The following is a 21,320-nucleotide window of genomic DNA, read 5'->3' on the forward strand; positions in this document are numbered from 1 at the left end:
CCCGACGGCGGACGAGCAGTACTGGACAGCTGAGCGGATGGCCCAGGCCAAGCCGATCGACGCCGCCCGCGACGCCGGGCCCAAAGCTCCGTCAGCACCCAACTCGCCCGCCGCTGCGCCGCGGGACACGCCCCACGCCTCGCACTTCGACGGCCTCCCGATGGTGGGGACGTTCTTCTTCGACGGCACGCCGGTCGGTGGAAACGCCACCTATTGCACCGGCAGCGTCGTGCGTAGCAAGGGAAAGAGTCTGGTGCTCACCGCGGGGCACTGTGCGAACGGCCTGAACCGGGCCACCCACCGCGTCTTCGTGCCGCAGTACCAGTTTCTCAAGATCCCGGCCAACCAGCCGTGGGGACTCTTCGCGGTCGGCGACGTCTACAAAGACAGACGCTACCCTGACAAGGGCCAGACGAAAGCTGCCGAATCGGACCTGGACTTCGCCTTCGTCACCGTCGCCCCCAACGGCAAGGGCGCGATCGAGGACGTCGTCGGCGCCCTTACCTTCACCACCTCGACGTCGTACGACCACAACGTGACGGTCGTCGGCTACCCGGCCGACGCCAGCGAGAACAGCCAGCACAAGGCCATCCGCTGTGATGTGCCAACCCGTCGGCTGTACGGGTTCCGGCAGATGCAGATGGAGTGCGGCGGCTACTACGGCGGCGTCTCCGGCAGCCCGTGGATCAAGGGATACAACGCGGCTTCCCGGACCGGCCAGGTCGTCGGCAACATCGGCGGATACAACGGCGGCGGCAACGACGCCAACGTCGACTGGATCTCGTACTCGCCGCTCTACGGCAAGGACGCCCAGGACCTCTACAACGACGCCAACAACGGCATCGGACCGGAGAACGTCCACCGGCCCGACTACCAGCCTCCGACGGACGGCCCCGTCCTGCCCGGCAGCGGCGAGACCTGGAAGCACGCCAAGCAGATAGCCTCCGGCGACTTCTCCGGCACCGGACACAGCGACCTGCTCGTCATCTGGACCGACGGCGAAGTCACCCTCTACCCCGGTGACGGCAACGGCGGATTCCGCCCCGAACGCCAGCTCCTGGCACCCAACGCAGGATGGAAGCCGGTCGCCACCGTCACCGCCGGAGACTTCACCGGCACCGGTGAGTTCGACCTCATGGTGCGGTGGGACGACGGCCGGATGACCCTGCACGGCGACGTCGGCTCCAACGGCCTCGGCGCCGGCATCGAAATGGCTCCTTCAGGATCCATCTGGAGCCACGCCACCCAGATCGCCGCCGGCCGCTTCAACGCCGCCACCTACGTCACCGACCTCATGGTCCGCTGGTCGGACGGCGAACTCAGCCTCTTCACCAACGTGAGCGCCGGCACCATGGGCCAGGAATACAAGCTCAAGGACCCCAACAGCACCTGGAAGGACGCCACCCTGCTGACCGCGGGGCAGTACTCCGGAAACCAGAAATGGGACCTCATGGTCCGCTGGTCCAGCGGCGCGCTCAACAACTACGTCGGCACCACCACCGGCGGCCTCGGCAGCGAGCAGCCCATCCACGGCCCCAACAAGACCTGGACCCACAGCGTCATCATGACCACCGGCCAGTACACCGGTGACGGACTCACCAACGACCTCATCATCCGCTGGAGCGACGGCGAGACCACCATGTACAAGGACACCCGCATGAACAACCTCGGAACAGAAATCATGATCGCCCCACCCGCCTAAGTAGCCCAGCAGGCACATACGTACGCAGGCCGGCCCCGGACGGCCTGCGTACTCTCCTCGGCCCAAGGACAGCGCCGCAAGCCGCCACCCACCACGGTGACCGAAACACGCTGCGCTTCCTGGCCCGGAGTAGAGAGAGTGCGGGGGGCTCGAGGACGCTGACGCCCTGGCCCGACAGGCCGACAACCGCGCTGTACTGCCTTGCCCGGATGCGAGCGGTGTCCGAGGACATGGGCTCAACGACCAGCCTCCGGACCGCGATGCGGCTCAGGATGGGAGCGGCGTGCGCGTTGGCCGTCCTCGCGCACCCGGCGCCGTGCGGTGGCGTTCTCCCGGTCGGCGTACCGGTCCATCCTGTTGCGCGCATGGTCGGCCGCCTTCGTGAAGATGGCCTGGAGGTGACGCAGCTGCTCGTCGGTGAACTCCAGGGCTGTCGCGTCGGTGCGTGACTCCTTCAGGGCCCGCATGGCCATCAAGTCGAGCACCGGCTTGTCGTCCAGGCGGTCCGGCTCGGCGTCGGGGAACGGCACGAGGAGTTGCCCGGGCGTCGCGGCCTGCTGGTGGGTGGTGACGTCGTACATGGCGCGGCCGGTACGGCGGGCGGTGCCAGTTGGGTGGCGAGCATGGTGGAGGCGATGACCGCGCGGTCATAGCGCAGCGGGACGGGCGGATGGCCCGCTCCCCCGCCTCCAGCGCCAGCAGGGGCCTGTCGGGGTCGCCGTGACCCGCCGGGGGCGCCACCAGGCAGGGCACCGGTCAAGGGGGGGCCGGTATGGCCCCTTGTCCGCGCGGTTTGTCCGTTTCTATGAGGGAGGAGAAGTCTCCGGGCCCTGTCCACAGTTCCGGGACTTGAGGCTGTCCGGGAGGTCGCCGTGATCGGCACGGCGAACGTACATCAGGAGCGGTCTGTGTCCCTCATCCTTCCCTCGCTGCCCCCGCACTTGGTCCAGCTCGGCTTCGACTACGTCTTGGCAGTGGAGGCCAGAGACGACGTCCAGGCCGCGCGACTCGCGCCCAAGGTGGAGCACTGCTGCCGGCCATCGCGGAGCTGATCGTCTTCCCTGTGACCGCGTTGTCCGATGACACCGATCCCTGCGCCGACTCCTTCGTCCTGGACGAGGTCGGCGTCATCTACCTGATGGCAATTAGGGAGTGGGCCACGCACGCCCCCGCGGCTGCTGCGCCGGGCATCGCCCGCACCATCGCGCACTTCGTCGGCCAAGTTCTCGCTGACGCACCGACGGAGGTCCTCCAGGCTCTGCAGGCGCTGCGCGATGAGCAGGTGGAGCGGGCCCGTGCGGTGGTGGAGACCGTGGTGGCTCTGCACCGCTGACCGCACCACCGCACCGGTGGGTGCGCACCGGTGCGGCTGGCGGTGCGCATCGGGTGGACTCGGTGCGGTGGAGGCCGCGTATTCTCCTTGACACGGGCCGATGTCAAGGAGAAATACGGCGGGTACGCACCGGGTGGATGCGCGGCATCGTCCCCGTTGTGTCGTCCACTCCTGCACGGTATCGGCCACTCCACCGGGTGGGCTCCACTCGGTGGAGTGGACGCAGAGCACGGTGAAGGCCACTCCCGGCCGGTGGACTCCACTCGGTGCAGTCCACACCGGACATCGCCGGTGCGCACCACCGCACCGGGTGCGACATCGGGGTGTGCTCAGTGGCCGGTCTCCCGGCCTCGGTGCGGTCCGGGCTCCTGCGGACGGTGCGCCTGCTGGTCGTCCCGGCGTACCGGGTGCGCTGCGTCGGCATCGCCCGGTTCGGTGTAGCGAGTCGTGCGGGTGCGGGAGTCGTCAGCCGCCTTGGTGAAAGCGTCCCGGAGGTGGCGCAGCCGTTCGGCAGTGAGGTCGAGGGCTTCCACGTCCGTGCGGGACTCCCGGAGGGCCCGCAGCGCCGTCATGTCGATCGCCTCCCGGGGTCCGGCCTCCGGCTCTTGGTCGTCGGGCTCGGGGTCGGCGGCCGCGGGCGCGGGCGCGAGCAGCTGCTCGGGCATCGCCGCCTGCTGGTGCCGGACGACGTCGTACGCCCGGCCCCGCACGGCCGTTGCTGTGGTGGTGCGCAGCTTCTCCCGGACCACCGCACCGGCGAGGACAGCGCGCTCGTACTGGATCGGGATGCGGGGTATCTCCCACTCCCCCGCGTCCTGGCCCGGGGGCCGGGGCGCAGCCCGCTCGCCGGGATCGGCCGGGGGCTGCCGGTCCGGTTCGGGTGCGGGGGTGGGTGGGCGGCGGCGGGCGGGGAGGTCGGACAGGGCCCACCGGGCGGTGTAGAGGCGGTAGCCGGACTCCAGGCCGCGCACGGTCTTCGGCTCGCTGATGTCCAGGCAGTGGGTGGAGATGGCGGCGGCCACGGTCCGGTCGTCCAAGCCGGGGTCGCGGCGGCGGCCGCGCAGGACGAGGGCGAGGCGGCGGCGCCGGACGGGGTGACGTGATGGGCGGTTCGGCGTTGTTGCCTGCATGGACGAGATGCTGGACGTGCTCCTCGACGGGGTCACTGAGCCGCGCCTGAAACTGATCAGCGGGGACGAGGCGCGGGCCCTGATGATCCTCCTCGGGGTGCTCGACGACGACGCGCAGCCCGAGGAGGTCCGTCACGCGGCCGGGGAGATGCGCTTTCGCATCGGTTCCCGGCTGGCCCAGCCCATGTAGCCGGCCGCCGGGAGAAGTGGGGCATGGGACCTGTGCGGGCCCGGTCCGCCCGCCGCGATGATCACGGGGCTGGCTCGTAGACGACGGTGGTGTTCGGGCAGTCCTCCGCGACACCGAGCAGGGCCTGGCGTTCGGCGTCGTCAGCGGAGAGGTTCCAGCGCAGCTTGGTCGCGGCCCACTGGGCGGCGTACTCGCAGTGGTAGCCGCCGGCCGGGGGAAGCCACTGGGCGGGGTCTTTGTCGGCCTTGGACCGGTTCGACTTCGCCGTGACCGCGATCAGCGTCAGCGGGGACGCCTGGTCGTTCGCGTACGCCTCACGCCGGGCCGCGTCCCATGCGAAGCCACCCGAGTCGTGGACTTCAGCCAAAGGTACAAAATGATCTACATCAAGACCCGCGGCGTCCGTCACAACAACGTCGTCGTACGGGCTCAGCCACGATCCACCCGACATCTTGCAGCCCGCAGCGACCTGCGGGGCCTCGACAGCCTCCGCGAGGATGACCTCCCTGCGGGTGTCACAGCCGTCGGTCGCGTTCAGCCCGCGGTTCCAGTGCTTGTACAGGTCCCGCTTGTAGCCCTCACGCTGCTCGTCGGCGACGGGGATCCGGTCGATCGCCTCGAACAGTGGCATCGGCGCACGGACTCCAGGGGCCCCAGCGATCCCGGACGCGGCGGATCCGGCTGGCTGGGCCCCGGTCGCGTGTGCGGCGGGAGTGGCGGTGAGCAGGGGCAGGGCGGCGAGCGCGAGCGCGGGCAGACCGCGTTGCAGCAGGTTCTTGATCACGTCCCGGGTTGTAGCCGTCCGGGCCGGAAAGCGGGAGAGGGCAGGGGGCGGCATCACCCGGGTGGGCGGCCCGATTCACCGCAGAAACGGCACTCCAGAGCGCCGAGTGCTGCAGGGCTGGAACGGGAGTGACTCCGCTGGCGCCGGGCGGGACGGCGCGCGCTCGGGTCAGGGGTGGAGGTAGCTGTTGAGGTAGGTGCGGGCTGCGGCCTCGCTCGTGCCGAGCGCGGTCGCCACCTCCCCGATCGGGACATCCTGGGCGGCGAGTTCACCCGCCCCGTCCTGGCCGGTCTGGGCGATGACGTACCGCAGGTCGGCCAGGGCCTTCAACGTGACCAGCGGCTCCTTGGCGGCCAGGCCGCCGAGCCGGCCGACGAGTTCGGTGAGGAGCGCGGTGAGGTCCGCAGGGGGTTGGACGGCCGCGTCCCGGATGACCGACAGGTGCGCGCCGTAGTCCGAGATCGGCCCGGACAGGTCAACATCCGCCTCGTAGAGAGGCTTGTCCGTGGGGAGGGCAGTCCAGTCGAGCGGGTACTCGGCTATCCCCCGCCAGCCGCATGAGCAGCTGCCCCGCAGGACTGCGGCCCGGGGCCGGCCGAACCGGCCGTCGTACACGTGCCACTCCTTCGACGACGGCACGTATGAACCGCTGCCCACGTCGAAGTAGACGGGGCCCGGCTCGTTGCCGTCGCCGAGCAGCACCCCCACCGACCCTTCGTGCGCGGCCCTCAAGGCCTTGAGCACCCTGTCCACGTCGACCAGCCCCTCCCTGCGGCGCGCGATCGGGCTGGCCCACCGGCCGCCCGACGTTCAGGCTGCCCGGGCCGGGCCGTCCACGTACCGGGTTTCACCGAAAGCGGTACGGGCGGGTCCTCCTCCGGCAAGACCGGCGCTGCGAAGAAGCGGATCCGCTCCGCTTCGAGGGAAGACGTGAGCAGCCTGTCGAAGGCCGGCCTCTACAAGAGGGCGGCCGCCGCGCACCTGCCCGGACGCTCGCATATGACCCACGACGACCTGGTGAAGGCCCTGCCCCGAGCATGACCGACGGCGGGTTCGCGAGCGGAGGCCACGCGCGCATCCGGTACCGGGCGGGATCGGACAGGGGTCGATCGATATCCGTCGGTTTCGATCGCTTTCGTGCGGCAGGAAAGTTCAGGCCCTCCGCGCCGTAAGAGAGACGTGACGCGGATGCGTTGCTCTCCGATCGAACATGTGGAGCGTGAATTGACAGCCCTGGACGTGGTCGGGTTCATCTCGGCCGTGGCCGGCGTGACCCCCGTGGTGTTCGCCGTGTACCGGGCCTGGGGAAGGGCTTCTCGCGGGCGAGTGGGACGCGAGGGGGCTCTTGCCCGGGCCGGGCGTAGTCCCGGTACGGCGTGCGGCTGCTGTTGGTCCGTCATCGTGCGGCACGAGTCGTCGGGCGGCGGCCGGGTGACGGTCTGGACCACCCTGGTGGCCAGCCCTGCCTCCGATCCCCGTGAGCCGGAGCGTGGACCGTGGTAGACGGCCCGGACGAGGAGGAGCTGCCCTGGCAGGAGGCCGCGCGCACGCTCTTCGAAGAGCGCGTGGGGGAATGGACCCGCCTCATCGCGGTGGGGCTGTGGAAGCGGCATCCGATGCTGCGCTCCCAAGTGCAGGACATGGCGCACGAGGCTCTTGTGCGGACCTATGTCGTGTGGCTGCGGGATCCGGAGAAGCGGGACCGCAACCCCCTGCCGTATGCGCGGGAGACCGCGAACAACCTGGCGAATGACGCCTACGACAAGCTGGCCGAGCCCGCCGACGAGGCAGGTCTCCAGGAGTGCGAGCGCGTATTCGTCGCGCGCCCCAGCCGGGCCTCGGACCTGCACGGCGACTACGCGGGCCTCGTGCCGCACACGCCCCTGGACCCCCTTGAGGACCTCGTCATACCCGCCATCAGGCGGATGAAGAGGACTCAACGCAGGGACGTCGCGGAGATGCGGAGCCAGGGCATGGAGGACCAGGCCATCGCGGAACGCATGAAGCGGGAGCCGGCCCGCATCCAGACCCTGATGACGAAAGCAGCAGCCGAGCTGAGGGAAGACGAGCAGATCCAGCTCCACATCCGCGATCGGCACAGGAAGACCCGGCGCCGGGAAGAGGACACAGGTGAGTGATGTGAGCGGCAACGACAGCGAACGGGGCGACACCGGCGCGGCGGAGCCTTCCGCGTTTGCCGCTCTGCTGTCCGGACTGAAGGGAGCCGACTTCTGGGACCGGCCCGGAGGCGACTGGGGACCACCGCGGACGTGGAGGGGGCAGGAACTGGAACGACGCCTGCACGCGAACTCGTGCTACCGGCTCGGCTCGAAAGCACTGCGGATCGGTGAGCTGGACCGGGCCAGGAACTGGCTGAAGCGGGCCTATGAGGACAGCCACCCCGGTGCCGCGTTCCGCCTGGCCGTGACCTTGTGGCGGCAGTCGGGCCCGGACGCCGCCCCCCAGGCCGTCACCACCGTCGTGAGCGCCGCCCGGTGGGGACACCAGGACGCCCGGACACTTCTGCGGCAAGCCGGGTGGGACCTCGCAGACATCGGCCTCGCCAACCGCGAGGACACCGTCCCCGACCAGGACGGTGAGTTCATCGCCGACGTGCGGACCCTCCTGGCGACCGTCCGCAAGCGCGGCACGTTCACCGCCCGGATTCCCCAGCCCAGGCGTACGGGAGCCGCCCCGGATGCCCTGCCCGCAGACACGGCCCCGGTCACCATTCCGTCCAGGCGAGCGCCCCGAGACGGGAAGCCGGAGCCCGGCTCGGCCTGGTCGCCGGCTCCGCTGCGGCACGCGTCGCTGACGCACCTGGCTCAGCAGGTCCCACCCGCCAGCCCGCCCGTGCGGCGCTGGCAGTCCGCACAGCGGGTCCTCGAGGTACTCCAGATCATCGCCGGAGCCGGCCGAGCCGTGGGCGAGCGGCACCTGGCCTGGGCCACCAGCCTTCCCCACCCGGTGATGCAACGCCTGCTGGTGTGGCTGAGCCAGCAGCACCTGACCCTGCGCACCCCCGACGGCGGATACGTACCAGGGCCCGCGCTGCGACTGATCGCGGTGTCCGAGCCCGGCCGGCCCGGGAAGGTCATCGACCAGGTCCTCGCCAGCCTGCGGGACGCCGTCGGCGCGGCCGTGTACATCAGCACCTACAGCCACGGGGAGGTCTCCATCGTCCGGTGGTCGGACGGGCCGAGCACCCCAGGCGTCAAACAGAGGGTCGCCTTCACCGAGGCAGCGCACGCCACCGCGGTCGGCAAGAGCCTGCTCTCCCAGCTCGACTTCGGCCAGCGGATGGACCACCTCTCACGGCACCGGCCCATCGCCCTCACCCGGCGCACCATCACCGATGGCACCGTGCTCTTCCAGAACCTGGACCACCATGGCCCGCTCGCCGCCCAGTTCGACCTCCTGGAGTACTCCGACGGCGAAGTGTGCGTAGCGGTCCCACTCGTCATCGACGGCGAGATCGGCTGCGTGGCCCTGTCCCTGCCCGTCGCTCAACGCCACCGGCTCATTCAGGCAGCGAAGGTCCTCTCCAGTCGCTCTGCCGGCCTTCTCCTGTCCCTGTTGCTCGCTGCCAGTCCACCTGACCTGGAGACCGGCAGGCAGGACGCGCCCGCGAGCGGACAGCCGGGAAGGACCTCCGCGGGGCACCAGCGGGCCACGCACGCCCCGGTGCCGAACCACGCCGCAGGAGAAGAGGCGGACGACGTCGAAGAAGAACATGAGGCGCAGGTGATTCCCTTCCCCTCACGAACCGTGGAACCTCCACCGGTCGAGCCCCCGGACGTGCTGTGCTCCACCAACCTTGACCTCTCGCTCAGGGAGGTCGCCGCTAGTCACCGCTGACACAGGTGATGGGGGCCAGGACATGGCCCCCACCCGACCGCCCGGAAGGGGTACTCCACGCTGGGCGGCAGAGCTCCGGTGATGTCAGTGCAGGTCGGCGCGCCAGAGGAGAACCAGCTTGGTGCCCGGCGCTTTCAGGTGAGCGCGTCGCCGAGCAGCTGGCGCGGAGCGCCGTCCAGGTATCGGTGGAGGAGCTGGGCGCGGGAGTGCACCAGGCTGCTCCGGTATGCGGCTGGGAGCCGGTCGTAGACGGTGGCGGCCATCTTGGCGGCCGCGCCCGGATCTCCGTCGAAGCGCAGGCATGCTGCGGTGTCCATGGCGATCTTGGGGCGCTACAGCCCAATGATCAGTCCCACAGCGGCCAGGCAGCCGAGGTGGGCGACGGTGAGCAGGAGCCATTCGATGATTCCCATGCGCCAGTGATTGCGTGCCAGCACCCGCCACTGGTGGATCATGAATCCGACGGTGGCGGCGAGCAGCGGGGCCCAGAGCAGAGCCCACCAGGACCAGACGCCGCCGAAGCGGAGCGCGGCGCACGCTGCGCCGGTGAGCACCACCATCGGGGACCAGGTCGGCGTCTGCCGTGTGTCGTTGGAGTGTTCGGCGGCGAGGGAGTTGTTCACGGCTGACGACCTCTCGTGCTGGGGACTGCCGGGGATGGCGGAAGGCGCGCCGCCCCCTGCGGGGTGCGGCGCGCCCTCAGTCACAGCTCAACTGCTCAGTGGAACATCTGCCAGAGGGTGTAGATGTCCATGCCGAGGCCCGCGGCCGCAAGCGGGGCCCTCCACTTCCAGTCGAGGGCCTTGTACCACTTCAGGAAGTCGTCGTAGTTGCCCTTCGCGGCCTTGGCCAGGCCGGGGATCTTCGACGCGATCTTCTTGATCGCGTCCCACCTGCCGGCGGTGGCAGCCTCACCGTTCGCGACGGCCTGCAGCTCGGTACGCTCGGTTGCGTTGAGTTCGATCGGAGAGTTCAGCAGTGCCCGCGCGACATTCCGGACCTGCTGCTCCTGCACCGCCGGCGCGGCGACCGCTGCCGCCGGAGCGGGGGTGGTGGTGTGGGCGTGCGCAACGCCGCCACCGAGTCCGAACGCCAGGGCTGCAAGGACGGTGGCCCCACCCATGCGGAGCGCTTTGCGATTCACGTTATTGTTCCCCTGTATCAAGGCATAGGGGGGTGGAGTCCAGGTATCTGGTTGCCGGGTCGGCGGCTTGGACACTTTCGGCCCGCAACCGCACCTGACTTCGCCCCCCTATGCGAACGGTTGTCCACAGCCCGTTAGTTGGCCTGGTCAGGGCCTACGTGGCTATGTCAGGAACCTAGCCCAGTTGAGTGATTGCACCCAAGCATTTGTTGCCGCAGATGTGATCGCAAACGAATCGTTTCCGCCGTATCAGAGGCTGTCGGCGCCTCCCTGAATCGGCTCATAGGATCCGAAACCGTCTGCGCATCACGTCCTTCCGGCCAAACCCGCTGGACGCGGCTTCCGGCGTGTCGCGCGGTTCGTCGAAGGCTCGGCTCCGTTTACGGCTACCCGCGTCTCGCTTCGGAACTCCCGACTGCCTGCTGCCGTGTGTCCCCGGCTGGGCACAGTGGCGACAATCGGCTGGTGGGATGCGGAACTCCTGGCGCCATGACGAATCCTGATGCCATGACGAACGACACGACGCCTCCCGGCTCAGCACCGGCATTCCCCGTGCAGCCCGGCCCTCTGGCATTTCACCGGATGGCGCTGACCACCGGGCAGCACAGCTGGTGGCGGCCGCTGGCCGGAACGGCTCTGGTGCTCATGGCCACCGCCGTGATGACGGTGATGCTGGCCTCCGGCACCGAGATCGCGGGAGAGCTCGCGAACCGCCCCCTCGACTCCGAAGGCACAGCAACCTGGGGCGACATCGGGGATACCGCACTGGCGCTGCTGTCCATAGCCTTCGCGATCCCCGCAGTGCTCCTCGCCGCACACTGCGTGCAACACCGCCCGATGGGGACCGTTTCATCGGTCGAGAGCCGGCTCCGCTGGCGCTGGCTGGCCATATGCCTTGCGTTGGCCCTGCCCCTGGTTCTGTTCACGGTCGCGGTTCAAGCGCTGATGCCAGCCCCGGCGGGCAAAAGCGGGGACCTGGCCTGGGCGGGCACACCGGCGTTCCTCACGGGCCTTGCGACCGTGTGGCTCCTGGTGCCGTTCCAGGCCGCGGCCGAGGAGTACGCGTTCCGCGGCTGGCTGCTGCAGGCAGTCGGCGCCTGGTGCCGCTCACCATGGATGGCGATCACACCCCAGGCACTGCTCTTCGCCACGGCCCACGGCTGGGGCACCGTCTGGGGCTTCACCGACCTCGTCGTGTTCGGCGTGGTGACCGGCTGGCTGACCATCCGTACCGGCGGACTGGAAGCCGCCATCGCCCTGCACATCCTCAACAACCTGGTGAGCATGAGCATCGCGACCGCATTCGCCGGCGCCTTCGCCTCGGACGACACCGCCGCCGACATGGACTGGGCCGCAGTGGCCATCGACGTCCCCATGGTGCTCCTCTACGCGACCGCCGTCCTGTGGGTCACCCGCCGCCGCGAACGCGCAAACGGCACAGACGTGCCCGGTGGGCCGAACACCTCGCCGCCACCGCCCACCCCGCAGACTGCCGCGGCCTCACGCCCCACCGGCTACATGGACCCGGCCGCCGAAGCCTGACCAACAGACAGGGAGCGCGACAGGACACCGCGAGACGAGGCCAGGCAGGCAGGCAGGCAGGCAGGCAGGCAGGAGCAGGCCACCAGCCTGCCATCGGCCACGAGCGCGCGGTCAGTGAACCGACTGGGGAACAACCCCGTACCAGCTCTGCCCCGGTAGTGGTCAGTCCCCCACCCTGCGCGCGAACGCGCCCACGGTGGCCGGCCCCGCCGAGCGCACCGCGTACGCCGAGCAGCTGCGCAAGGAGGAGGTGTTCGAGGCGCTCCACCCGCACGTCGTCTCCGAGTTCGTCGCTTCCCTGGACGCCCGCGACCCCGGCCGCCCGGCCCCCTCTCCCGCACGTCAGGATCCCGCCCGGCGCGCCGCCTCGCACCATCCGGCTACCGGACCGTGACGTGGGCGCCGGTAAGCCCGAGCGGGACGGAGTAGTGGTTGCCGGCGAAGGAGACGAGTCCTTGCGGGCTGACGACGCGGGTCTGCTCCAGCTCGGCGGGGAACGGGCGGTCGGCAGGTCCAGCAGCGGCTCGGCTTCGGCGAACACCTCGGCCGCGGCCTCACCCTCGCCCAGGCCACCGCCGCCACCAGCCAGACCGCCGAAGGCGTCGCCTCCGCCGAGTCGGTACTCCGACTCGCCCGCCGCGTCGAAATGCCCGTAATCGAAGTCGTCGTCGACGTACTGCAGGGCCGGATCACCACCGGCCAGGCCGCGGCCCGGCTTATGGAACGGACTCCCGGAGCCGAGCGGCACGCCGCCTGGCCGCCGCCGCTTCCGTCGGCCGGCAACTACCCAACGCGACGCTTCCGCCCCGCGGCTTGCTCGCGTGCCGGTAGGTCAGGTGCGGGGAGGCGATCCGCTGGATCTGGTCGGCCGTGGCCACCTTCAGCACCCCGAGCACGCGCAGCACATTCCCGCGCAGGTCGTTTGAGGATCTCGCCGGATTCGTCAGCCGCTTGCCTGCCATCAGCTCCACGCCTTCGCCGCTCGCGACCAGTTGCACCTGTCTCCCGTGAACCGGTCCTGTCTGGTCGTGGAGGGCGCCGGCCCCCTGGAACCCGATGGTCTCGTCCCACGCGGACAATAAACGTTCACCTTTCAGGATGGGGCGGGTCCTGCCCGCCCGGGTGGGAGTCCAGCCCGGCGGGCAGGAGGAGGATCAGCCGGTGAACTGGCTCACGATGTAGTCGATGAGCTTGCCAAGGGCAGCACGGCATAGATGCGGCGTGCGGCTCGCCTCGGCGAGCCCGGCCGTCGGCCGCACGGCGGAAGGACCGGAGTGGCCAACAGCGCCGATCGTCAGCCCGTCCGGGCGCGGCTACAGCCGATCTCGCGGACCGGCGCGGCGAGCTCGGCGTAGAAGTCGACGCGGTCCTGGGCCCGGAGGAGCCGGGCACACACGGTCAGCAGGCCGGTGCGGGCCTCGGGCAGGTCCAGGCCTAGGGCGTGTCCGCAATGTCAGTCGGGGAGCCATAGTCGCAGGCAGGCGAGGGTGACCAGGGCTTTGTAGTGGCGGGCTCGTTTGTCGTAGCGGGTGGCGAGGGCCTTGTTCTGCTTGAGCCGGTTGAAGCAGCGTTCGACGACGTTGCGGCGCCGGTAGACCTCACGGTCGAGACGGCACAGGCTCTCTCCGCGTCGACGCCGTCCGCTGATCTGGTCGACGCGTTCGGGGATGGTGCAGGCGATGCCGCGTTTGCGCAGGTAGGAGCGGATCTTGCGGGATGAGTAGCCCTTGTCGCCGACCACCCGTTCCGGTCGGGTCCGGGGCCGGCCCGGCCCGCACCGCTTGATGCGGATGCGGGCCATGACCGGCTCGAACTGCGTGCAGTCGTTCACGTTCCCGCCGGTGAGCGTGAACGCGAGAGGGCGGCCCCGGCCGTCGCAGGCGAGGTGGATCTTGGTGCTCAGTCCGCCTCGGGACCGGCCGAGTGCCTCACCGGTCCAGGGCCCCCTTTTCGGGCTCCGGCAGCGTGCTGGTGGGCCCGCACGATCGTCGAGTCGACGCAGACGACCGACCAGTCGACTTCGCCGATCGCATCCGAGTGCTGCTGGACGTGGGCCAGGAGCCGGTCCCAGGTTCCGTCCGCCGACCAGCGGCGGAACCGTTCGTAGACCGTCTTCCACGGCCCATACCGTTCGGGCAGGTCCCGCCAGGCAGCACCCGTGGACAGCTTCCACAGGATGCCGTTGAGGACCTGCCGCCGGTCCCGCACCGGACGTCCCATCCGGGGCGGAGCCAGTAACGGTCCGATGATTTCCCAGGCCTGATCAGTCAGTTCATGACGTCGCACCACGAACGGAGTAACGACCGATCGACATTGCGGACACGCCCAGAGCCAGCCCGGTCCGGACGCGGGCGGACGCTTCGGGGTTTCTCCGTCCGGTTGGAAGGATGCCTGCCACCACCCGTTCTCTTCGGATGCATCAGCGTCACCCGACTGCGCTGCGAGCTGGTTGCCGAGCACGCTCCTGTCACCTTTGGCATGGTCCGCGCACGTCGCCGCTCTGATGAACCGTGGAACGTGTCTCCCCACGGCATATTGCGGACTGCATTCCTTCGACCGGCATCCGGAAGTCTCTTTAAGTCTCGCTAGTTGACCGATTCACTAAATACTGTGGAGTATTCGAGACATGACTCAGACCTTTTCGGACATAGTCGAAACCGAAATGCCGCACTCCGATCCTGCGGCGGCAAGGCTTCCGCTGAGCCACGCCGCATTGCGATGGGTTGAATGGATCCCGGTGGAACAGCACCATCGGCGTCAGCGGGAAGCCTTACGGCGCCGGAGGAAGGCATAGCCGGCAGCGCCTGCTGCGGTCAGAGCTGCGGCGCCGCCAAGCAGCCAGGGAGCCGACCGCCGGACCGCGCTCGCCTGGGGTGCCACCACCGGGTCCTGACAGCCTGGTGCCGCCGTGTCGACCACCCTGTAGCGGGCCCAGATCTTCGCCGACTTGCCGTGCTCGTTCCAGCGCACTTCGTAGAGCCCGGGCTGTGTGTCGCAGCGGATCTGGACGACGGCCGATACCAGTTTCGCGCCGCGCATCACCACTGACCGTGTGAAAGCGGGGGATGACAAGGTGACCTCCCCGTCGCTTGCCAGCGCGAAGCCGTCCGAGGCCGTCATCCGTTCCCCGGCCCGCACGGGACGCACGTCCCAGGGTGTCGCCGGCCATCCCGAGTCCTCGGGCCAGTGCTCTTCCTGGGACACCGGCGGCAGTTGCGCCACCCGCCGTTCGCACGCCTCCCGTTCGACCGCTTCAGCCGGCGCCACCCGGACACTCCCCCACAGCCGGTCGATCTTGGACACGTTCTCGTCGCCGACGGGCGAGCCGAACCGCACCTCGTAGGAACCGGGAGCGGCCGTGCAGGAGACCGTCACGACTGCCGTGAGGAGCCGGTCGTCCATGCGCAGGGTGCCGTCCGCCACGAAGGCGGGGGAGACCACCCGGACACCGTTCCTGGCGTCCCCGGAGACCCCTGCCTCGGTCGAAATGCTGATGCGCTCCCCCAGCGTCACGGGCATCTCCGCACCACTGGGCATGGGCCGGGGCGGATCCGCGGTGGGCACCGCTAAGGCGCCGCCTGACACCCCGGACAGCAGCACCGCCAGCGAGGTGGCCACACCGGCCCTCATCCAGTTCATGCTCATTTGAACCCTTTTCATTTCCGTTGACGATCTTTCAAACCTCTGCATAGTCTGCCCCCTCGTCGAACTGGCGGACTATTACGTCTTGTTTTCTGCGTTGCCGCCTCGCTCAGGAAGTAAGTTCTTTGAGATCCAAATGGTTGACCACACTCGCTCTCAGCATCACGACCGTCGTACTCGCCAGCCCTGCCGCTATGGCCTCGGGCACTCCGGCTCCGACCGCTTCGATGCCGGCCTCCCCTTCCGCGTCTCCCTCCTTACCCCGGCCCCCGGCGGCATCTCCACCGCAGGCCACGCCGTTACCCTCGACGTCGCCTCCCCGAGCCACCCTCCCGCTGGCTTCCCCTTCTCCCTCCCGCTCCGTCGCCCCTGAAGAGGAGTACTGGACCGCTGAACGGATGGCCCAGGCCCAGCCCGTGGATGCGCGGGCAGTGAAGCCGTCCCCAGGCTCGTCCTCGCCCTCGGCCCGAGACTCGGCCGGCGCCCCCGCAGGCACTCCCACGGCGCGACACTTCGACGGGCTGCCCATGGTCGGAACGTTCTTCTTCGACGGCCAGGCCCTGAACGGCAAGAGCACGTACTGCTCGGGCAGCGTCGTACGCAGCAAGAGCAAGAGCCTGGTGCTCACCGCGGGCCACTGCGCGAACACCCTCAAGGACGCGACCCACCGCATCTTCGTACCGCAGTACCGCTACGGCCTGCCCGCCGGCACGCAGCCGTCCGGGGTCTTCCCTATCGACGAGGTCTACAAGGACCCCCGGTATCCCGAAGAGGGAAAGGCCACCAGAGGTCCGCTGTCCGACCTGGACTTCGCCTTCGTCGTGGTCGCACCGAACGCCAGAGGCCAGATCGAGAACGTCACAGGGGCACTGACTTTCACGCCCACCACCTCATACGAGCACAACGTGACCGTCGTGGGGTACCCCGACAGCATCGAGAACAACAGCACGCACAAAGCCATCACGTGCGACGTCCCCACAAGCCGGTTCTACGGCTTCCGCCAGATGAAGATGGAATGCAAGGGCTACTACGGAGGCGTCTCCGGCGGCCCATGGATCAAGGGGTACAACGCCTCGGCACGCACCGGACAGGTGATCGGGAACGTCGGGGGCATGGGCGGTGGCGGCGACGTCGACTGGATCTCGTACTCTCCGATTTACGGCAAGGACGCCCAAGACCTCTACAACGACGCCGACAACGGTATCGGACCGAAGAACGTCCATCGCGGCACCTACCAGCCTCCGACGGACGGCCCCGTCCTTCCCGGCAGCGGCGAGACCTGGAAGCACGCCAAGCAGATAGCCTCCGGCGACTTCTCCGGCACCGGACACAGCGACCTGCTCGTCATCTGGACCGACGGCGAAGTCACCCTCTACCCCGGCGACGGCAATGGCGGCTTCCGCCCCGAGCGCCAGCTCCTGGCCCCCAACGCAGACTGGAAGTCGGCCGCCACCATCACCGCCGGCGACTTCACCGGATCCAACCAGTTCGACCTGATGGTCCGCTGGGACGACGGCCGGATGACCCTCCACGGCGACGTCGGTTCCAACGGCCTCAACGGGGGAACCGAGATGGCGCCCTCCGGATCCATCTGGAGCCACGCCACCCAGATCGCCGCCGGCCGCTTCAACGCCGCCACCTACGTCACCGACCTCATGGTCCGCTGGTCGGACGGCGAACTCAGCCTCTTCACCAACGTGAGCGCCGGCACCATGGGCCAGGAATACAAGCTCAAGGACCCCAACAGCACCTGGAAGGACGCCACCCTGCTGACCGCGGGGCAGTACTCCGGAAACCAGAAATGGGACCTCATGGTCCGCTGGTCCAGCGGCGCGCTCAACAACTACGTCGGCACCACCACCGGCGGCCTCGGCAGCGAGCAGCCCATCCACGGCCCCAACAAGACCTGGACCCACAGCGTCATCATGACCACCGGCCAGTACACCGGTGACGGACTCACCAACGACCTCATCATCCGCTGGAGCGACGGCGAGACCACCATGTACAAGGACACCCGCATGAACAACCTCGGAACAGAAATCATGATCGCCCCACCCGCCTAAGTAGCCCAGCAGGCACATACGTACGCAGGCCGGCCCCGGACGGCCTGCGTACTCTCCTCCCAGCGGAGCCAGGCCGGCCTGGACAGCCCGAAGCCGGGCGACCTCGTTTTCAACGCCGGCTCCGACGGCTAGACACAGGCACCGCCGCTGGCAGGAACGGCCGGGGTGGATAACGAGCAGCTCACGCCCGTTGCCACCCCGGTATCCACTCCCGAGACGCAGGCGGATGCGGACCGGCGCGGTGCCGGCGGCGGAGTTTCCTGGGGGACGGTTGTCCGGGCCCGGTCCGCGAGTCGCGGACGGGCAGCCGCTTTGCTCAGCACAGGGCGATCTGCTCATGGTCGGCGAGATGGACGTGAGTTAGCCGGCTGGTGCCCAGGCCGCCCGCTTCCAGGGCCTGGACTTCCTTCGCGTTGCGGGCGATGGCCTGGTGGTAGGCCAGCTGTGGGGAGAAGGGTGACCAGCCCGGGCAGGGTCGGACGATCCCGTACAGGCGGTGGGAGGCGTGGACCGGAACCCCATAGGCGTGGATCCCGTCCGAGTTCGAACCGCTTTGGGCGATAGCCCGGTGACGTTCCGTCATGGGACGATCCAGGCTCGGCGATAGCGAGCCGGTCGGCCAGAGAAGGAGACGCAATGTCCGAGTCCACGCCCAACTCTAAGGGTCCCGCCAAGGTGCAGATGTCACCCGAGTCGACACAGGCGGAACCGGCACTGGTGCCGGTGTCGGAAGTCGACCCCGAGGACGTTGGCACGCTGGCGCTGGAGTACCGCGACGGTCGGCCCGTGATCATCGTGAGTGGCGGAGAGTTCGTCCCGGCAGGGCTCAAGGTCGTGAGCGAGGACGGAGAAGTTGTTGGTGTCTACAGGCGCTTCACGGCCGGCTCTGGCACCCAGGACAACGCTGTGCTGACAGCGCTCATGGCCCTTAATGTCGTCATCCGGTAGAGACTCCTGCGCTGGTCGACAAGGGCTGGCCGAACATCGCGTCGCGGACTTGGTTCCGCCACCCCGACCGCGACTGTCCGGGTGGCGACCGCGGCGGTGCTCGTGTGGGACAGCGGAAGCCCGTCACAGCCCCCGCTCACACATTGGGGTGCCGTTGACGAACGGCGATCCGGCCGACACGTAGCCGAATGTTCTGGCCGTCGAAGCCGCCGGCGTTGTTTCATGGGTGGTCGCCTATGGGACACGGCACCGTTGGATGGTCCACCTGCAGCGATCGTGTTTCATGAGGCGTTGCAAACGGTGGGATGGCTGAAACGCCCTGTGAACGGCGGAGGTCTCATCCGTCGTCGAGGGGGATGCGTGAGTCGTCGGCAGGGTTTTCGGCGGCGCAGAGGTGATCGTCTGCGGCGCGCCGCGCACCCTCACCAGGTAGCGGCCGGCGGGGAAGTCTGCCAAGGGGCGCGCGGCGTGAGTGGCGTGGAGGGCCGCCCAGGGGGCCCGGCGCGCAGGAGCTCGGTGGCGGCCAGGGCGGCGGTGGTGTCGAGGGGCTCGTCTCGATGAACCGCAGTCCGTTGATGTAGGCGAGCAGGCCGGGCCGCTTGGTGTCGCCTGCGGTCAGGGAGAGCACGGGCGTGTAGAGGGAGCCCATGCCGCCGGAGGCTTGGACGTAGAACCCCGGCGCCGGCCTCGTTGTACGGGTGGCTGTAGACACGAGAACGCGAGTCGTTTGTTGACGACTTCGGGAGTGGCTTCGTGTGCCGCCACCATGATCATGTCGATGGGTTCGGGAGTCACTGATGGCGGTCGGACGCGTCCCGCGGTTTGTCTCAGGGCTGTTGCGCCGCCGAAGTGGAGCGACGGTTGGCCGCGATCCGGGCACCTGCCGCACCTCGTGATCGTTGCGAAGGTTGTGATCGAACTCAAGCGCGTCATCGCGACCCTCGCAGTTGCCCTTGTCGGCGCCGCGACCCTCACCTCGCCCAGTGCAGCCGCCGGTATCGCCCCATATGAGCCCACCCACACAGGGCCGCGCGTGGTGAGCAGCCTGGCGGCACTCGCCAGCGCGACGGTCACGGAAGGGCAGGTCAAAGAGGTCGCACCTGGGGGCGTGATTACCTATCCGAGCGTCACCAGCTGCCTCACCGTGACTGTGCGGTTGAGGGGCGGCGGCCTCGCCGGTGCTCACGCCAGTCTGTTTCAGGTACCGGGTGAACTGCGATCCGATGAGATTCTGGGCGCGCTCAAGCAACTCGTCGGCGGGCGCCCTGTGGCCGCGATCGAGGTCAGGGGGGCCGTTGGCGCCTGGCATCCGAGCTACTTCGTGAAAGCGCTGGAGAGCTACGGCGAGGGGGAGCAGGTGCCGATCCCGCAAGGCCCGGACTTCAACGGGATTGCCCAGGCGGTGTCGCGGGGACTTGGGCTGCCCCGCGGCCTTGTCACGGTCGAGGACGTGCCTGACGGGGACCAGATCATCAGGTGACGAAGCCGATCATCACGCCAAGGGGCTGTGCGCCCCGCTGCAGCCCGAGGACCGGAGCTGCTTCACGCGATTGACTACGGCTTGGAGCAGAGCCGGGGTGACCGGCTCCCGTTCTCGGGTTCTGGCTCATCTTCTGTGGTGGCGGGCCAGACCTGAGCGCATCGGGCGACCGAACATGGCGGACAGGCAGGTCAGCGGGATGCTCCGCCGTACACCAGAGCGCGCACGGCACGGCTCCACAGAGGTTGAGCCAGAACCCGTTCTCGTGAACACCGCCTATTCGCGCGAGCGTACGGCTCCCAGTTTCGCGTCAGAACGACGTTGCTTGCTACTCGCATACACAGCCGTACGGGTCCTTGGGATCGTGGAGGGCGGTGGCAGTCGTGTGGTCCAGGACGACTGCGATCGGCCCCATTACGCGGCCGCTGCGTCCTGGTGGGCGCCGAGGCGTTTCAGGAGGCCGCGGGCCTTCGCCTCGGTTTCCTCGCTCGGGACGGTGCCCAGCATGGAGGCGAGCTCGGCGCGGGCCTGCTCAGCGCGCTCCGCGTACTCGGCCTGGGTCGGCCGGCCCTATGCAGCCGAGCGGGGGACAGCTGTACCGGGTGGCGTAGTGCCCCGCTACCGAGACGGGCGCAGCGCGCAGTGATGGCGGAGCCATTCCCCCGCCTGTGAGGAGCTGACCGTCCATGTTGGCGCGCACTCGGAGTAAGAAGCGGACCGAGATCACGTTCGTGTTGCCCGCCGGCCATCCGGCTGGTGAGGTCAGCGTGGTCGGTGACTTCAACGGTTGGCGGCCCGGCGCTCATCCCTTGGTCGAGCGCCCGGACGGAAGCCGCGCGGTCACGGTCACCTTCCCGGTGGACCAGCACCACGGGTTCCGCTACCTCGCCGACGGTGGCCACTGGCTCGACGAAGAAGGGGCGGACGGCCACGACGGCCGTAACTGCCTCCTGCACACCTGACTCTCCGCACGACCACGGACTCTGGCCCAGAGGGAGAATTCCTGTGGCTGACGACATGTGGAGCTACAACCCCGGGTCGCACTACACGCCCGGCACCAGCCTGGTCGGCTTCAAGGTCGAAGCCAGCGACGGGAGTATCGGCAAGGTGGACGAGGGCACCGACGAGGTCGGCGCTTCCCGTCGTGGACACCGGCCCGTGGATCTTCGGCAAGGAAGTCCTCATCTCTGCCGGCACCGTCGTCCGCGTCGACATCGAGGAGAAGACGATCAACGTCAACCTCACCAAGGACCAGATCAAGGACTCCCCCGAGTACGACAAGGACAAGCACCGCGGTGACGCCGCCTACCGTGACCAGCTCGGCCAGTACTACGGCCGCGACCGCGGCTGAGCCCGGCTCGCCGGGCTGCGGCTCCCCACCACGCAAGGGAGCCGCAGCCCACGGAGGGGCCGGGGCCGCGAGCTCGCCGTGTGGTCGTCCTGCAGCAGTCCGGCCGGGTCGGGCACCGCCTGCAACCGGCGCTCCTGTCGGTGCCCGTGCACC

23 protein-coding genes and 3 pseudogenes are annotated in these 21,320 nt (G+C 69.0%); 14 read left to right on the forward strand and 12 right to left on the reverse strand.

Annotated elements, in window-relative coordinates; all coding sequences use genetic code 11:
• Positions 1-37: 37 nt before the first annotated feature.
• Complete coding sequence (locus JYK04_RS01210; protein WP_237410250.1) at positions 38-1,702, forward strand: trypsin-like serine peptidase; 1,665 nt, start codon at positions 38-40, stop codon at positions 1,700-1,702.
• Positions 1,703-1,938: 236 nt separating this feature from the next.
• Here JYK04_RS01210 and JYK04_RS01215 read toward each other — a convergent pair whose 3' ends face one another.
• Positions 1,939-2,283: a hypothetical protein gene (locus JYK04_RS01215; protein WP_189748463.1), complete on the reverse strand. Its 345-nt coding sequence runs from the start codon at positions 2,281-2,283 to the stop codon at positions 1,939-1,941.
• Between the two features lie 327 nt (positions 2,284-2,610).
• Here JYK04_RS01215 and JYK04_RS01220 point away from each other — a divergent pair, with 327 nt between their 5' ends.
• On the forward strand, positions 2,611-2,754 hold the full coding sequence (locus JYK04_RS01220) for a hypothetical protein (RefSeq protein ID WP_189748466.1): 144 nt from the start codon (positions 2,611-2,613) through the stop codon (positions 2,752-2,754).
• Positions 2,755-2,765: 11 nt separating this feature from the next.
• Positions 2,766-3,035, forward strand: coding sequence for a hypothetical protein (locus JYK04_RS01225; protein WP_189748469.1), 270 nt, complete (start codon positions 2,766-2,768; stop codon positions 3,033-3,035).
• A gap of 329 nt (positions 3,036-3,364) precedes the next feature.
• Here the strand turns inward: JYK04_RS01225 and JYK04_RS40915 are convergent, their stop codons facing one another.
• The gene (locus tag JYK04_RS40915; protein WP_229876974.1) at positions 3,365-4,165 is read right to left on the reverse strand and encodes a hypothetical protein; all 801 of its coding nucleotides are present in this window, start codon (positions 4,163-4,165) and stop codon (positions 3,365-3,367) included.
• Here JYK04_RS40915 and JYK04_RS01235 point away from each other — a divergent pair.
• Entirely contained in the window at positions 4,164-4,355 is a 192-nt protein-coding gene (locus JYK04_RS01235) for a hypothetical protein (protein ID WP_189748472.1), read from the forward strand. The genes JYK04_RS40915 and JYK04_RS01235 overlap by 2 nt on opposite strands.
• A 61-nt stretch (positions 4,356-4,416) precedes the next feature.
• Here the strand turns inward: JYK04_RS01235 and JYK04_RS01240 are convergent, their stop codons facing one another.
• On the reverse strand, positions 4,417-5,139 hold the full coding sequence (locus tag JYK04_RS01240; RefSeq protein ID WP_229876975.1) for an HNH endonuclease family protein: 723 nt from the start codon (positions 5,137-5,139) through the stop codon (positions 4,417-4,419).
• A 168-nt stretch (positions 5,140-5,307) separates the two neighbouring features.
• Positions 5,308-5,892 carry a hypothetical protein gene (locus tag JYK04_RS01245; protein WP_189748478.1) on the reverse strand — a complete coding sequence of 195 codons (585 nt, stop codon included), beginning with the start codon at positions 5,890-5,892 and terminating at the stop codon, positions 5,308-5,310.
• 743 nt (positions 5,893-6,635) lie between these two features.
• On the opposite strand from JYK04_RS01245, the gene JYK04_RS01250 reads away from it, so the two are divergent.
• Together JYK04_RS01250 and JYK04_RS01255 are read left to right on the forward strand one after the other, a co-directional pair.
• On the forward strand, positions 6,636-7,277 hold the full coding sequence (locus JYK04_RS01250; RefSeq protein WP_189748481.1) for a hypothetical protein: 642 nt from the start codon (positions 6,636-6,638) through the stop codon (positions 7,275-7,277).
• Entirely contained in the window at positions 7,270-8,997 is a 1,728-nt protein-coding gene (locus tag JYK04_RS01255; protein ID WP_189748484.1) for an IclR family transcriptional regulator domain-containing protein, read from the forward strand. The genes JYK04_RS01250 and JYK04_RS01255 overlap by 8 nt, the downstream gene beginning before the upstream one ends.
• 134 nt (positions 8,998-9,131) lie before the next feature.
• On the opposite strand, the gene JYK04_RS01260 is transcribed toward JYK04_RS01255, so the two are convergent.
• The 3 genes from JYK04_RS01260 to JYK04_RS01270 all read right to left on the reverse strand — a co-directional run bounded on the left by JYK04_RS01260 (position 9,132) and on the right by JYK04_RS01270 (position 10,141).
• Positions 9,132-9,314, reverse strand: coding sequence for a hypothetical protein (locus JYK04_RS01260; protein ID WP_189748486.1), 183 nt, complete (start codon positions 9,312-9,314; stop codon positions 9,132-9,134).
• Between the two features lie 15 nt (positions 9,315-9,329).
• Positions 9,330-9,620, reverse strand: coding sequence for a hypothetical protein (locus JYK04_RS01265; RefSeq protein ID WP_189748489.1), 291 nt, complete (start codon positions 9,618-9,620; stop codon positions 9,330-9,332).
• A gap of 95 nt (positions 9,621-9,715) precedes the next feature.
• The gene (locus JYK04_RS01270; RefSeq protein ID WP_189748491.1) at positions 9,716-10,141 is read right to left on the reverse strand and encodes a hypothetical protein; all 426 of its coding nucleotides are present in this window, start codon (positions 10,139-10,141) and stop codon (positions 9,716-9,718) included.
• A 582-nt stretch (positions 10,142-10,723) separates the two neighbouring features.
• On the opposite strand from JYK04_RS01270, the gene JYK04_RS01275 reads away from it, so the two are divergent.
• Entirely contained in the window at positions 10,724-11,683 is a 960-nt protein-coding gene (locus JYK04_RS01275) for a CPBP family intramembrane glutamic endopeptidase (protein ID WP_189748493.1), read from the forward strand.
• Positions 11,684-11,879: 196 nt separating this feature from the next.
• A complete protein-coding gene (locus tag JYK04_RS01280) occupies positions 11,880-12,077 on the forward strand; it encodes a hypothetical protein (protein WP_189748495.1) in 198 nt (65 codons plus the stop codon).
• Here the strand turns inward: JYK04_RS01280 and JYK04_RS42265 are convergent.
• Positions 12,064-12,168, reverse strand: a complete 105-nt coding sequence (locus JYK04_RS42265) for a Mu transposase domain-containing protein (RefSeq protein WP_373297553.1) — start codon at positions 12,166-12,168, stop codon at positions 12,064-12,066. The two genes, JYK04_RS01280 and JYK04_RS42265, sit on opposite strands and share 14 nt — an antisense overlap.
• A 56-nt stretch (positions 12,169-12,224) precedes the next feature.
• Between JYK04_RS42265 and JYK04_RS42270 the strand changes: the two are divergent.
• A pseudogene (locus JYK04_RS42270) lies at positions 12,225-12,377 on the forward strand (NAD(P)H-dependent glycerol-3-phosphate dehydrogenase); the annotation flags it as partial.
• A 22-nt stretch (positions 12,378-12,399) separates the two neighbouring features.
• Here JYK04_RS42270 and JYK04_RS01290 read toward each other — a convergent pair.
• From JYK04_RS01290 to JYK04_RS01300, 3 genes and pseudogenes are all read right to left on the reverse strand, one after another.
• Positions 12,400-12,681 (reverse strand): hypothetical protein, encoded by a 282-nt coding sequence (locus JYK04_RS01290; protein WP_189748497.1) that lies wholly within the window; start codon positions 12,679-12,681, stop codon positions 12,400-12,402.
• A gap of 455 nt (positions 12,682-13,136) precedes the next feature.
• Positions 13,137-13,969, reverse strand: a pseudogene (locus JYK04_RS01295) (IS5 family transposase).
• A 471-nt stretch (positions 13,970-14,440) separates the two neighbouring features.
• The gene (locus JYK04_RS01300) at positions 14,441-15,301 is read right to left on the reverse strand and encodes a hypothetical protein (RefSeq protein WP_189748695.1); all 861 of its coding nucleotides are present in this window, start codon (positions 15,299-15,301) and stop codon (positions 14,441-14,443) included.
• Between the two features lie 551 nt (positions 15,302-15,852).
• Between JYK04_RS01300 and JYK04_RS01305 the strand changes: the two genes are divergently transcribed.
• Positions 15,853-17,388 carry a trypsin-like serine peptidase gene (locus tag JYK04_RS01305; protein ID WP_202186005.1) on the forward strand — a complete coding sequence of 512 codons (1,536 nt, stop codon included), beginning with the start codon at positions 15,853-15,855 and terminating at the stop codon, positions 17,386-17,388.
• A gap of 316 nt (positions 17,389-17,704) precedes the next feature.
• On the opposite strand, the gene JYK04_RS01310 is transcribed toward JYK04_RS01305, so the two are convergent.
• The gene (locus tag JYK04_RS01310; protein ID WP_189748685.1) at positions 17,705-17,971 is read right to left on the reverse strand and encodes a hypothetical protein; all 267 of its coding nucleotides are present in this window, start codon (positions 17,969-17,971) and stop codon (positions 17,705-17,707) included.
• Between the two features lie 53 nt (positions 17,972-18,024).
• Here JYK04_RS01310 and JYK04_RS01315 point away from each other — a divergent pair, with 53 nt between their 5' ends.
• The 4 genes and pseudogenes from JYK04_RS01315 (at position 18,025) to JYK04_RS01330 (ending at position 21,167) form a co-directional block, all read left to right on the forward strand.
• Positions 18,025-18,336 (forward strand): hypothetical protein, encoded by a 312-nt coding sequence (locus tag JYK04_RS01315; RefSeq protein ID WP_189748682.1) that lies wholly within the window; start codon positions 18,025-18,027, stop codon positions 18,334-18,336.
• 910 nt (positions 18,337-19,246) lie between these two features.
• A complete protein-coding gene (locus JYK04_RS01320; RefSeq protein ID WP_229876981.1) occupies positions 19,247-19,816 on the forward strand; it encodes a hypothetical protein in 570 nt (189 codons plus the stop codon).
• Positions 19,817-20,502: 686 nt separating this feature from the next.
• On the forward strand, positions 20,503-20,778 hold the full coding sequence (locus JYK04_RS01325; RefSeq protein ID WP_189748679.1) for an isoamylase early set domain-containing protein: 276 nt from the start codon (positions 20,503-20,505) through the stop codon (positions 20,776-20,778).
• A gap of 43 nt (positions 20,779-20,821) precedes the next feature.
• Positions 20,822-21,167 (forward strand): annotated as a pseudogene (locus tag JYK04_RS01330) (PRC-barrel domain containing protein).
• Positions 21,168-21,320: the final 153 nt, after the last annotated feature.

Origin of the sequence: Streptomyces nojiriensis (assembly GCF_017639205.1) — a bacterium.
Lineage (GTDB): Bacteria > Actinomycetota > Actinomycetes > Streptomycetales > Streptomycetaceae > Streptomyces > Streptomyces nojiriensis.